Source organism: Salinivibrio sp. EAGSL (genome assembly GCF_013366455.1).
Taxonomy (GTDB): Bacteria; Pseudomonadota; Gammaproteobacteria; order Enterobacterales; family Vibrionaceae; genus Salinivibrio; species Salinivibrio costicola.
The window spans coordinates 63,064-76,537 of sequence record NZ_JABWMG010000014.1 but is presented as its reverse complement, the minus strand read 5'-3'; the positions used below and the strand labels follow the sequence as shown (position 1 = coordinate 76,537).

At 47.6% G+C, this 13,474-nt stretch carries 10 protein-coding genes; 5 read left to right on the top strand and 5 right to left on the bottom strand.

What is annotated here, in order from left to right:
- Positions 1–53: 53 nt before the first annotated feature.
- Both HLG76_RS10155 and HLG76_RS10150 read right to left on the bottom strand, forming a co-directional pair.
- Positions 54–896 carry a universal stress protein gene (locus HLG76_RS10155; RefSeq protein WP_175993594.1) on the bottom strand — a complete coding sequence of 281 codons (843 nt, stop codon included), beginning with the start codon at positions 894–896 and terminating at the stop codon, positions 54–56.
- A gap of 10 nt (positions 897–906) precedes the next feature.
- The gene (locus HLG76_RS10150) at positions 907–2,394 is read right to left on the bottom strand and encodes a SulP family inorganic anion transporter (RefSeq protein ID WP_175993593.1); all 1,488 of its coding nucleotides are present in this window, start codon (positions 2,392–2,394) and stop codon (positions 907–909) included.
- 275 nt (positions 2,395–2,669) lie between these two features.
- On the opposite strand from HLG76_RS10150, the gene HLG76_RS10145 reads away from it, so the two are divergent.
- The 3 genes from HLG76_RS10145 to HLG76_RS14805 all read left to right on the top strand — a co-directional run bounded on the left by HLG76_RS10145 (position 2,670) and on the right by HLG76_RS14805 (position 5,205).
- Positions 2,670–3,410, top strand: coding sequence for a FadR/GntR family transcriptional regulator (locus tag HLG76_RS10145; protein ID WP_175993592.1), 741 nt, complete (start codon positions 2,670–2,672; stop codon positions 3,408–3,410).
- A gap of 105 nt (positions 3,411–3,515) precedes the next feature.
- Entirely contained in the window at positions 3,516–4,154 is a 639-nt protein-coding gene (locus tag HLG76_RS14810) for a GMC family oxidoreductase N-terminal domain-containing protein (RefSeq protein WP_217706549.1), read from the top strand.
- Entirely contained in the window at positions 4,144–5,205 is a 1,062-nt protein-coding gene (locus HLG76_RS14805) for a GMC oxidoreductase (protein WP_217706548.1), read from the top strand. The genes HLG76_RS14810 and HLG76_RS14805 overlap by 11 nt, the downstream gene beginning before the upstream one ends.
- Positions 5,206–5,255: 50 nt before the next feature.
- On the opposite strand, the gene HLG76_RS10135 is transcribed toward HLG76_RS14805, so the two are convergent.
- The 3 genes from HLG76_RS10135 to HLG76_RS10125 are packed head-to-tail and all read right to left on the bottom strand — an operon-like array spanning position 5,256 to position 10,810.
- On the bottom strand, positions 5,256–7,232 hold the full coding sequence (locus HLG76_RS10135; RefSeq protein ID WP_175993591.1) for an ATP-binding protein: 1,977 nt from the start codon (positions 7,230–7,232) through the stop codon (positions 5,256–5,258).
- Between the two features lie 15 nt (positions 7,233–7,247).
- The gene (locus tag HLG76_RS10130; RefSeq protein WP_175993590.1) at positions 7,248–9,206 is read right to left on the bottom strand and encodes an ATP-binding protein; all 1,959 of its coding nucleotides are present in this window, start codon (positions 9,204–9,206) and stop codon (positions 7,248–7,250) included.
- A gap of 59 nt (positions 9,207–9,265) precedes the next feature.
- Positions 9,266–10,810 carry a DUF3369 domain-containing protein gene (locus HLG76_RS10125; RefSeq protein WP_077461278.1) on the bottom strand — a complete coding sequence of 515 codons (1,545 nt, stop codon included), beginning with the start codon at positions 10,808–10,810 and terminating at the stop codon, positions 9,266–9,268.
- 379 nt (positions 10,811–11,189) lie between these two features.
- Here HLG76_RS10125 and HLG76_RS10120 point away from each other — a divergent pair, with 379 nt between their 5' ends.
- Together HLG76_RS10120 and HLG76_RS15200 are read left to right on the top strand one after the other, a co-directional pair.
- Positions 11,190–13,073 carry a methyl-accepting chemotaxis protein gene (locus tag HLG76_RS10120; protein ID WP_175993589.1) on the top strand — a complete coding sequence of 628 codons (1,884 nt, stop codon included), beginning with the start codon at positions 11,190–11,192 and terminating at the stop codon, positions 13,071–13,073.
- A 157-nt stretch (positions 13,074–13,230) separates the two neighbouring features.
- Positions 13,231–13,464, top strand: coding sequence for a DUF3955 domain-containing protein (locus HLG76_RS15200; protein WP_021022767.1), 234 nt, complete (start codon positions 13,231–13,233; stop codon positions 13,462–13,464).
- The last annotated feature ends 10 nt before the right edge of the window (positions 13,465–13,474 follow it).

The window sequence follows — 13,474 nt, the reverse complement described above, 5'->3', positions numbered from 1 at the left end:
AAAACGCCACGAGCAAGGCTCATGGCGTTTACGTATGATTCAATAGATAACCGCTATCGAATCAATAACAGAGGAACGGGCGAATCAATCACAATGCGTGTGGTGGTGCTACCCACAAACAGCTGACGCAGCTTGGTATGACCGTAAGCGCCCATGGTGATTAAGCCCACATTTTGTTGCGCTTGGTACGCCAACAGAGCCTGAGCGGGCTCACCCGATAAACGTGCTTGAACAACATCGACACCTTGGGCGGTTAAGCGTTGGGCTGCACGTTCAAACGCCTCTGAATGTGCGTCGTTATCCACCATCACCAAATGACAGGTCATGCCCTTGAGAAGGGGCGTGTTCAGGGCTTTCTCCACCAGTTTTTCACTGACCTCACTGCCATCAAACGCGAGAAGGTAGCTATCGGGTGGGGTGACATCCCCGGTGGCAATCAAAATATGATTGTGAATACGGCGGACGACGCTTTCGAGTTGCGATCCAATCGCTTTGGCATCGTTCTGGTGCAAATCACCGGACCGGCCAATCACCAGCACCCGCATGGTCGATTCAAGCGCTAGCAAAGATTCAAGCAAGTGGCCATGTTGCTGCAAGCGCGTGACCTCGGTCAGCCCCTTTGATAGTGCCACTTCTTCACACTCATGCAGCAGGGCCTTACCATGTTGCAAGGCCAGTTTGGCACGCTTTTCATCCAGCTCGGTCAGCTCACTCATGAGCTGATCGCGACTGCCTAAACCAATACTGCCTGATAACTCAGAATCGCTACTCGCGGGCTTTTCCAACACATGCAAAAAGGTCAGCGGTGCAGACAGGCGTGAAGCCGCCCAAATGCTGAGGTCCGTTACCGATTGGGTGTACGATGCACCATCAATACAAGCAATAATTTTATTCATCGTGCGCTCCTTAGTGTCCACCCATCATTTTTTCTACTTCTTCCGGATTATCATGGACGCCAAATTTGTCCACAATGGTGGCCGTTGCTTCATTCATGCCCACTAAATTCACCTCGGTGCCTTCACGGCGGAATTTAATCACCACGCGGTCGAGCGATGAGACGGCAGTAACATCCCAAAAGTGCGCATCAGAGAGATCAATGGTGACGCGTTCAACGGCTTCTTTTAAATCAAACGATTCAATGAACTGCTCGGAAGAGGCAAAAAAGACCTGCCCAACAACGCGATAGGTACGCTCGTCAGCTTGGGTTTGCTCGCTTTTAACCACCATAAAGCGACCAATTTTATTGGCAAAGAACAAGGATGCCAATAACACACCGACCAAAACACCAATGGCTAAGTTATGGGTTGCCACCACCACAATCACGGTGGTGACCATCACAATATTGGTCGATAAAGGATGGGTTTTAAGATCTTTGATAGAGCTCCACGAGAATGTCCCAATCGAGACCATGATCATCACCGCCACTAGGGCCGCCATGGGGATCAACTTAATCCAGTCGCTTAAAAACACCACCATGATCAACAGAAGTGTACCGGCACACAGGGTGGATAAGCGTGAACGACCGCCGGATTTGATGTTAATGATCGATTGACCAATCATCGCACAACCGGCCATACCACCAATAAAGCCGGTGGCAATATTCGCGATACCTTGGCCTTTACACTCGCGGTTTTTGTCACTGCCGGTGTCGGTCAAATCGTCCACAATGGTAGCGGTCATCATCGATTCGAGCAAACCGACTACCGCTAGTCCCGCTGAGTACGGGAAGATAATCATCAAGGTTTCAAGGTTAAGCGGCACATCGGGCCATAAAAACACCGGTAAGGTATCTGGCAGCTCGCCCATATCACCCACAGTCCGAATATCTAACCCAACGCTAATGGCAAGCGTTGTTAGGACCAAAATACACACCAATGGCGATGGCAATAATTTACCGACCACAGGAACGTATGGGAACAAATAGATAATGGCTAATCCTGCCAGCGTCATGGCATACACGTGCCACGTCACATCAGTGAGCTCGGGTAACTGGGCCATAAAAATGAGGATCGCAAGGGCGTTAACAAATCCAGTGACCACCGAGCGTGATACAAAGCGCATGAGATCGCCGAGCTTGAGGTAACCGGCTAGAATCTGCAAAACACCCGTTAGTACGGTGGCGGCCAATAAATATTCAAGGCCGTGCTCTTTAACCAGTGTCACCATCAGTAACGCCATGGCGCCGGTTGCCGCAGAGATCATCCCAGGTCGGCCACCGACAAAGGCAATAATCACTGCAATACTGAATGAGGCATACAGCCCCACTTTTGGGTCGACACCCGCAATAATAGAAAAAGCAATCGCTTCTGGAATTAACGCTAGAGCTACCACAATGCCAGCCAGCACGTCACCACGCAGATTGGAGAACCAATCACGTTTCATCGTTTCAATCATGAACAGTCTCAGTCTTTTAAAGGAATATGATTATACAAGGTGAAAAAATAAGGCGGGAACGACTAGGGCGGCGTCATGCGCATGGCAACTCTCCTTTATAAATAAAAAACGTGATGATAGTCACTGACTACTCTCTATTCAAGACCCAACCCCAAATATCGAGGTTTAATCGCCAAGCTCATCGTTAAGGTACTACCAAAAGAGGTTTTTAAAGATAAATTTGACGATATTACGATAATTTTGCTAGTTTGGTAGGACCAAAAGCGAGGGCCATCATGATAGCATCCACAACCAGTCTGTTTCATCCGGTACAAATGGGACGTGCCAGTGAAGACGTTGCCTTGCAGATCGAATCTGCGATTTTATCGGAAGCGCTGAAGCCGGGAGACAAGTTACCCAGTGAACGTGAGCTACAGCAACAGTTTGGGACGGGGCGTGGAGTGGTACGCGAGGCGATTCAATCACTCAAACAAAAAGGCTTGATTGAAATTCGTAAAGGGCAAAAAGGTGGAGCGGTTGTCCGCCAGGTTGACGTGCACAATATTAGCGAGTCACTGGCATTGTTCTTAAAACAAAATCACGTCAAAGCAGACAAAGTGGCGGAATTTCGTGAAACCGTCGATCACAGCTTAGTACTGCTCGCGATCAGTCGTGGAACAATAGAACAAAAGCAACAGTTAAACGATAAGGTCGCCGAGCTTGCGGCACTTGCTAAAGATGATGAGCCCGATCTCGCTCGCTTAGGGGAGCTCGACCGAGCACTGAACTTGTTGATTGCTACCATGTCGGGAAATCCGATTTTTGAGTGGGTGATGCATGCGATACAGCAAGGGTTTAGCTCACACGACTATGCGCTTTATCAGGCGACGGATTACCGTCGTCTTACAGTGGAAAACTGGCAACAGACCGTTAACCACATTATCGCTGCGGAGCCGTTTAAGGCACAAGCAACGATTAGCCACCATTATCGGTTGCTACAACAATGCATTGATGCACAAGTATCAAGCGAATTATAAAAATCATCAAAAAGGAAACCTCTACACAATCATACCCATCACCCGTGTTGCGATTATTTCGGGCTTATGCCCCTGCGCGCGGGAAGGACAAAAACTGGAGGTTTTATGGGACAGCAACAAAATTACGACTACATCATTGTTGGTGCAGGCTCGGCAGGCTGCGTACTGGCGAATCGTTTAAGTGCCAATCCAGATAACAAGGTGCTGTTACTCGAGGCGGGACGCCCTGACTATCGAATTGATTTTCGTATTCACATGCCTGCGGCGTTAACCTATTTGCTAACAGATAGCACCTATAACTGGCTCTATGAATCCGAGCCCGAACCGAATATGCATAATCGCCGCATTGCGCAGCCGCGCGGTAAAGTGCTGGGTGGTAGCAGTAGTATTAATGGCATGATTTATATTCGTGGTAATGCGTTGGATTATGAAAAGTGGGCCAACGATCACGGGCTGAAAAAATGGGATTATGCCCATTGCTTACCGTATTTCCGCAAGTGTGAGACGCGATTAAAAGGCCAAGATGACTATCATGGCAACAATGGTCCGCTGGCGATTGAAACCGCACAATGTGATAACCCTCTGTTTAGTGCGTTCTTTGACGCGACGCAACAAGCGGGCTATCCATTGACTGACGACGTGAATGGTTATCAGCAAGAAGGCTTTGGTATTTTGATCAAATATCTATCGCGGCCGTCGTCACAGTGCTGCCCGGGCGTATTTACACCCGGTCATGAACCGTAAAAATCTGACAGTACTGACAGGGGCAACGACCGATAAGATCGTGTTTGAAGGTAAAACCGCGATTGGGGTGGAATACCGTAAGTGGGGTCGCAAAAAAACCGCTTATGGAGCTGAAATTATCAGCTGCGGCGGCGCGATTAACTCACCCAAGCTCTTACAATTATCCGGTGTAGGTGATGAGAATACGCTGAAAAACTTAGGTATCAAACCAGTGCATCATTTGCCAGGCGTGGGAGAAAACTTACAAGATCACTTAGAGCTGTATGTGCAGTACGAATGTAAAGAGCCGGTCAGCATGTATCCCGCGCTTAAGTTTCACAATCAGCCTAAAATTGGTTTTGATTGGCTTTTCCGTCGTAAAGGTGCTGCCGCGACTAACCACTTTGAAGCGGGTGGATTTGTGCGCGGTAACGACGAAGTCGCCTACCCGAATTTACAGTTCCACTTTTTGCCGTTGGCGATCCGTTATGATGGTTCGGCACCGAACAAAGGACATGGCTTCCAGTTACACGTTGGGCCGATGAATACCGATGTGCGTGGCCATGTCAAAATTCGTAGTACCAACCCGGATGAGAAGCCAGAGATCTTCTTTAACTACCTTTCAACGCCACAAGAGCGTAAAGAGTGGGTGGAAGCGATCCGTGTCTCTCGCGATATCATCGCCCAGCCGGCTTTTGATCATTTACGTGGCAAAGAGCTTTCGCCGGGCAGCGAGGCACAGACGGATCAGGAGATCCTCGACTTTGTGGCTCGAGAAGGGGAAAGTGCCTATCACCCAAGCTGCACATGTAAGATGGGCCTTGAAAGTGACGAAATGGCCGTGGTGGATGAATCGCTGAACGTCCATGGCGTGAATAACTTGCGTGTGGTGGATGCCTCCGTGTTCCCGGCGATCACCAATGGTAACCTGTATGCGCCGACGATTATGGTGGCAGAAAAGGCCGCTGATATGATCATGGGCCACACGCTTTCGCCGGCGAAAGATGCGGAATACTACCGCTATCTTCCTGAGCATGCCTCCGCACCGGAAGAAGACGCGGCGCTGGCTTAAATTCGGTCTGCGTTAGGCGTTAATCACCAAGAGCCAGCCATGCTGGCTCTTTACTCGTTTACAGCCCCGCCATTTTTTGTCTCTGTGTCTTCCAAATGGGGAGATGCTTGAAGAAACTTGGGTAACGTTAATGTGACCGCCACGCCTTGGTTAACGTCAGAGTCAAATTTGAGCTGGCCTTGCAGCTTTTGATACACCAAATTAAAAACAAGGTTCAGTCCCAATCCTGATCCTCCTTTGCCGCGCTTGCTCGTATAAAAGGGCTCAAAAATGCGTTGATGTAAGTCGGGAGGCACCCCCACACCATTGTCAGTATATACGATGTCAACCTCGTCGTTATGGTCTATCACTTTGATGTGGATATTCGGATTGCTTACCCCTTCAAAGGCATGGCGAACGCTGTTCATCACTAAGTTTGAAATGACTTGCGTTAATACGCCCGGCAAGCTATTCATCAGTAGTTCCGCATCGCCCTCGACAACAGGTGTCACTGGGACTTTTTTCGTTTCAGGATGCAGGCTCCCTACGAGCGCATCCAGGGTTTGTACAGGGCGGAATTGACTGCGGCTCTCAGAGACTTGGTCGACTGCGGTTTGTTTAAAATCTCGAATCAATCGGGCGGCACGATTGAGGTTATTTTCTAGCATGCCAGTGCCGTCTGTGATTTGTTGCATCCATTCTGTGTATTGTTGGCTGGTTAGCGTTTGCTGCTCGAACGCGGTATTCAAGCGTGAAACGGCCTCTTTAATGACTGAGTTGGCGGTTACGGCTATCCCAAGTGGTGTATTGACCTCGTGGGCGACACCGGCGACTAAACGTCCGAGCGCCGCGAGTTTTTCTGATTCGACCAACTGATTCTGTGCCGCTTTGAGATGGGCCATACTGTGTTCTAAATCTTGAGTCCGCGTTTCGACGGTAGCCTCCAAGGTTTGATTCAGTTTTTCTAGCTCAAACTGTGTTTGCTTTAGCTCGGTAATATCAATTGCTGTCCCTCGAAAACCGACGAAGCCTTGACCGTTAAAATGCGCGACGCCTTGGAAAACAAAATAATGGGTATTGCCGTCGAGGGTGATATGCTCCTCACACATGGTGAAGCTTTCACAGGCATCCATTTTGTTTAGCAGCGACGCGCAATGAATAAGTGCTGGAACCGCTTTTATTTTTGTAGGGGACTCAATGGAAATAGCCAACGCAGACTGCATTGCTTCTGAACAAAAGGTGAGTCGCTGTGTCGCGTCGGTTTCCCAAAGCCAGTCTGACGCAGCGTTAGTAAAGTCCGCTAACCGTTGTTGCTCTAAGATAATATTTTGATAAAGGTTACTTATCCGTAAGGTGATTTTATTGGTTTCGTCAGCGAGCCAGTCCAGTTCGTCATTTTTCTCCATGATAAACTTGCGATGTTTTAGGTTTAGCGGCTCATGAGTCGGTGCTAACGGATCAAACTGACGTAAATGCTTGGCGATGGCGAATACTCGCTGGCTGACACTTTGGTGAAATACCCACAGGATTAACGCGCAGACAATTAGTGTTTTAACGCCATTAAGAAGCAGCGTGACTAAAAATTGTTGTAGTAACACGTCATAGATTTTTTGTGTGTCTGATTCAATCTTTAAAACCCCGAGCTCGATACGACGCTCGGTGTCTGGGTGCACGTAAGTGAGCACTGTTTCGCTCGTGACCGTACTTTGTGTGTTGGGTTGACCGGCATCTAAAACAACCTCATCAAACTCAACGGATAGGTAATCAATATAGGGTAAATTAACCAGGCCGTTGAGGCGGTTCTGCGCACTGACCAGATCAAAGACCCAGAGTGAGGATGCAAGCAGATCTGCATGTACATTCTTGATTTCATATTGGCGTTTATCAACGTTATTGAACGCCTCTTCATAGTCCCATGATAGTTGCAAGAGCGTTGTCATGATGGTGAAAACGCCACTGAGAAGCACCATCAATAAAATGATCCGCCGTCCAACAATGCTAAACAGTGGATGACTTAACCCTTGTTCAAATTTTTGCAGCTTTCCCATGCTCTTTTTATCGCCTTAGTGCTTGTCTTTGCTTACGTTTCGCGAGCTGCGAGTCGATAAGCTCAAAGGGATTAAAAACATAAATTTAGCGCCTTTTCCTGGCTCTGATTCAAATTGAAGCTCGCCTTCTAACTTTTGCCTAACCAAATTAAATACCAGATTCAGCCCTAGGCCTGATCCGCCCCGTCCGCGTTTAGTGGTATAAAAAGGTTCAAAGATACGATGATGTAGAGCGGGATCAATACCACATCCGTTGTCCTGATAACAGAGGTACAGATGGTCGTCTTGTGTTTCAAATTCAATAATGATTTCAGGCGATTGAGTATCTTCAAAAGCATGATTGATACTGTTCATGACAAGGTTTGAGATAATTTGAGTGATCACACCAGGTAAACTGTACATCCGTATATTGTTATCACCTACAACCTGCGGCGTCACTGGGACTTTACGCGTTTCTGGGTGCAGGCTAGCAATCAATGCATCTAAGGTTTGTTTGACATCGAATTCAGTGAGTGCTTCAGAGACTTGATCGACCGCGGTTTGTTTAAAGTCGCGAATAAGACGTGTGGCACGTGTTAGGTTATGCTCGAGCATTTGTATGCTCTCATTCGCCTGCTTCATTAAAGAAGCAAACTGCGTGCTGGTCAGGGTTTGGTTTTCAAATGCTTGATTGAGCGTTTTGGTGACGTCTTGAACAACCGAGGAGGCGGTAACCGCGATCCCCAACGGGGTATTAACTTCATGTGCAACGCCGGCGACTAAGCTGCCTAACGCGGCCAGTTTCTCTGACTCAACTAACTGCTCTTGCGCCGCTGTTAGGTGTTCCATACTTTCTTGCAGCTCTCTAGTTCGCTCATCCACCGTTAACTCTAGATTTTGGTTCAATGCTTCCAGTTCAAATTGCGCGGCTTTAAGCTCAGTGATATCAATGCCGGTACCACGAAACCCCCGAAAGCCATTCACACCATGATGGGCGATCGCTTGAAATACAAAATAACGGCTTTGCTCTCCGAATGGGATGGTTTCTTCACACATGGCAAAGTCTTGTTGATGATTAAGATAAGTCACAAATTGCTGACAGCCAATGCCATGCACTAAGTCTTTGAGGTTGGGAAAGCGATTGGCCCCTAAACCGAATGCTTGTCGCATTGGCTCAGAACAAAAAGTGAGCTTGAGATCGGCATCGGTTTCCCAGAGCCAGTCAGAAGATACATGGGTAAAGTCCGATAGCCGCTCACGCTCTAACATAATATTACGGTAAAGCGTTGACATATTATTGGTGATTTTATTGGCTTCGTCGGCAAGCCAGTCGAGCTCATCCTCTCTTTCCATAATGAAGCGTTTTCGCGGCAAAATGAGTTTGTCGTCCTTGGGATCGAGTGGGTTGTAGTGGCGAAGAAATTGAGCAATTTTAAAGACTCTTTGACTGACGGTATAATGAAAGACTAAGAGAATGAAGAAGCAAACCAGCAAGGTTTTTATGAGGTTGAGTAGCAAGGTAATAAAAAAACGCTGCGTCAATTCGGTATAGATGGTCTGGATATTTGACTCAACATAGACGGTACCGACGCGCTGCGTTTTACCTGTATCTGGGTCATCATATTCCAGTGGGTACTCATTCACCATCTTTTTCAGGTCGACTGGCTTGCCTGCCTCAAAAAGATAGTTTTCGGACCGTATGGCTAGGTAGTCAACATGAGGAAGGTTGACTAATCCATCGATTCGCTCTTGAACACTGGTGAGATCGTAAATCCACAGTGAGCTCGCGATTAATTCGGCGTGGATATGCTCAATTTCATCATGGCGATTTTCTACTTGACTAAAGGCTTCATCATACTGCCAATAGCTCTGCAACACTGTGGTCAATAGCGTGAAAAAACCGCTGAGACAAACCATAATCAGCAGAATGCGTCGGCCTACCAGGCTGAAGAAAGGGTTACGAATGCTGTCATCGAATTTATGGCTTCGGGTCATAGATAGACTGGCGCGCTGTAATGATGATTAAGAGAAAAATCTAAATGTAAATCTTCAATTCAATCTGGGTACGCTTCCCTAATGGCAACGAAGTCATCCCAATGCTCAAGGAGTAAATCGACGAGCTTAGGTTCAAAATGTTTGCCGCGTTGCGCGAATAACTCATGACGGATATCGTCATCTGTCCACGCTTCTTTGTAAGACCGTTTAGACCCTAGCGCATCAAATACATCGGCCAAAGCTGAAATGCGCCCGCTAATCGGGATTGCCTCTGCGGCTAGCTGGTTAGGATAGCCACTGCCGTCCCACTTTTCATGATGTGTGGCTGCTATTTCCTTGGCTTCTAAGATTAATCGTCGCTTTGAGTGGCTCAGTATTTCTACGCCATATTCAACGTGTTTTTTCATGATGTCCCACTCTTCTGCATTGAGCTTACCGGGTTTATGTAAAATCGCGTCAGGAATGGCGACTTTACCCACATCATGCAGCGGTGAGCTATGTTTCATCAGCATCGTTTTTTGTTCATCCAGCCCATACAGCTCGCCCAGTTTTTCACAAAATAAAGACACACGTTGTACATGAGCGCCGGTTTCTTTACTCCGCGCTTCAACGGCATTGGCAAGGTTGTACACCAACTCTTTGGAGGTTTCGCGAAGATCCACCATGAGGCTGAGATTCTCAAAGGTTAAACCAATGTTCTGCATATAGATTTTGAGTAAATGCTGATCTAATTCCGAAAGAGTTTTCGCGTGGTTGACGTACAACAGAAATTCGACATCCTCATCATCACGATGGAATAGAACAAACCCATCATCAAACTGAATACTCGTCCGAGTTTCGAGGGCTTGTTTGCATCGAGCTGATACAATAGGAGGCAGTTTTTCAAACGCGCACTCGGTATAGCAGTCCACATATTCACCGGTCGCGGCGAGGGTTAACGCTCTTGTTTCTTCGGCGCCTGGGCGTGGTTGTACCACGCAATAAAAGGCAGAATCGTGAATATGAAGCAGTGAGGTAAGCTGTTCTAACACCGCGGTGGCGTAATGTTGCAGATTCGTGGTGTTCTGTACATTGGCTGATGCCTCAATCACGCGCTTAAGGCCTTGCTTTTGTTCTTCTATCGTACATAGATCGCGATACGAGCGGAGCATCGAGTAGAGTAAGGTTTTCAGCTTTTGTGTCGTCAGCTCGGTTTTTTCTTTGTAGTCATCAATGTCATAGTCTCGAATTACGCTATCTTCTGGTGCCTGTCCCGCTTGACCTGTGCGTAGCACTAGCCGAATAACATGATCGTTCATTTCGTTACGGATATAGCGTACCAGGTCAAGTCCAGCATGTTCGGTTTCCATCACCACATCGACAAGCGCTAAGGCAATGTCCTGCTCTCGCTGTAAAATCTCTTTTGCTTCCTGACCTGATAAGGCAGAAAGCAGCTCTAGCGGGCGTCCTTGAAAAGTGAACCCTGTCAGCGCTAGCCGTGTCACTTCATGCATCAGATCATCGTCATCAATCAGCAGTATACGCCATGGCGTTGCCGCCGACGCTGTATTTGTGTCAGTAGACTTGGGCGCTGCGCCGTCACGTTGATCTGCAAACAAGTCCATTCAATTCGCCCCTATTAGCGTTTATCTCAATTAGTTAAAGCGTAGTGTAGGTCATTAAAAGTTGCGAGGTGAGAATGAGGATTTGGATGTTGAACGTAATATTCAACTTTTCAGCTTGTTACATTTATCTGATCTGGCGCAGGCAACCCGCTACCATGCCTGTTAAGCTGTGAGTGCGATACAATAACAGTGACCGTAAGCTTAGGTTTGTTGCAGCATGTGGTCTGTTTTATAGCCAGTTAACAACAGACTGAGTAACCCTTTCACAAAAATGTTGTGATGGACCTATCAGTTGTTTGGCGCCCATTTTGCCGGGCGTCAGGAACACTGTTTTACTGAAATTATAATTAACACATTATGACGGACTAACAAGGCAGTTATGTTTAAAAAACTTTCCCTCAAGCACAAGCTGGCGGTCTCTGCCGGGCTTGCCATTATTATCGGTGGCTTTCTGGTCGAGGCGCTTTCTTTTAGAGCCTCTTTGTCGCGACTCGATACAGAAGTGGCGCAACGACTAGAGAGTACAACAGCGTCGTATAATCAGTATGTGTCGGATTGGGTGGCATCCAAAGAGCGAGCCATGACATCACTGACCCGCGAAGCGGATCCAGACAACATGGTTACTCACCTCAAACAGGTTCGCGATTCGGGCGGATTTGATAATGTCTTTCTCGCGTATCCGGACGGTAGCCAAGATAATGCCAATGGGGTGGTGTTGCCGCCGGGTAATGACGACCCTAGAAAATGGGGCTGGTACACCAATGCCAAGGCTTCGCCGTCTAATGTGTTTATGGATAATCCAACGGTAGCTGCAGCAACGGGGGCGAATGTTGTCTCATTGGGTAAGGCATTGCAGTTTAATGGGCAAACCTTGGTGTTGGGCGCAGATGTAGAGATTGGCGATATCATCGAGGGCTTGGAGAAAGTTATTTTGCCTGGTAGTGGTTATATGTTTATTGCCAACCAGGATGGCAATGTTTTTACGCATGCGAACACCGATCTGCTTAATCAATCCATCAGTGAACTAGGGTTATCGTTTAATACGATAAAATCGGCGATGAATTCCGGTGGGAGTGTCACCGCTGAGGTAGGCGGCGCTGAAAGTGTCGTTTACGCAAAAGCGATCAAAGATACCGACTTGATCACAGTGACCGTCATTAATTACGACTCCTTAGTGGCACCACTGTTTGATGCAGTGTGGGGACAAATTGCGGTCACTATTGCGGTTGTTATTGCATGTACGCTGTTATTTAACTTACTGGTTAATATACTGTTTAGGCCGTTAACCAATGTTTCTAACGCGTTGGAGCAAATTGCTCATGGTAGCGGTGATCTTACGCAACGGATTGAGGTAGAAAGCGACGATGAAGTGGGGCAGTTGGCAAAAAACTTCAACACTTTCGTTGGCAGTATGCATCAGCTCATCAGCCATATTCGTGAACAAGCGCAGCAGTTGACCTCGCAATCAGATAGCAGTACTGAACGCGCTCGCCGTAACGTAGATGATATTAATCAACAGCAACAAGAAGTCACTATGGTGGCCACGGCGGTTACTGAACTGGCCTCCGCCACGCAAGAGATTGCTTCTCACGCGGAGCACACGGCCAGCACAGCGCAAGCGTCGACGGAAAGTACCGATAACGGGCGTGCGGTGGTTGAAAATACCAAAATATCGATCACACGCTTATCGGATGAACTCAAGCAGGCGAGCACCATCGTTGCCGAGTTGGACAAACACTCGCAAGAGATTTCAACCGTATTATCGACCATTCAAGGTATTGCCGAGCAAACCAATCTGTTGGCGTTGAATGCGGCGATCGAGGCGGCACGTGCGGGTGAACAAGGTCGCGGTTTTGCGGTGGTAGCCGACGAAGTTCGTATCTTATCGCAACGTACACACGCCTCCACAGAAGAAATCAAATCAACGATCGAGACCTTGCAAACCACGACTGCTAGCGCTGTGTCGACCATGGAAAGCAGTTCATCCCTGGCGGGCGATTCGGTTGCTGATGTTGATAAAGCTACTGCGGCGCTGAGTGAAATTGATGCGGCGGTAAATCAGATCAGTGATATGGCGACGCAAATTGCCACGGCAGCGGAAGAGCAGACTCATGTCACGAGTGAAATCACACAGAATATTACCTCAATCAAGGATGTGTCTGAGCACTTAGTACACAGCGCTAACGATACCTCACAAGAGGCGGATAATCTGCGTCATCAAGCCACCAAACTGAACGACAAAGTCTCGACCTACAAGCTGTAGGTTCGATGATTTATTGGTGTTAAGCTAATCACGTAGGCCAGCGTTCACCTTGGTACCAACATGGTGAACGCTTTTTTTTGAAAAAAATGCAAAAAACAGGGAACTTCTGAGACAGTAGTCAGTCACAAAGGGTACTGAAGTAATTAAAAAAGGTTTTATGTTAACCCTACTGCGACATTTTCGTACATCTTTTATCTTCTTTCTACTCGGCATCGGTTGCCTGCTCGCTTTCAACCTTTCCACACCACAAATAGCTGCAAACAGTTCGATACAAGAGCTATTCGCCTTCATTCCTCTTGCATGGTTGTTTTTAGGCATGAGTGCTGTCACCTTCTTCTTGAATATGGTGCAGACGATGCTGGGGATTAAACGCCAACACATTGACTGTTAATGCCATCGAT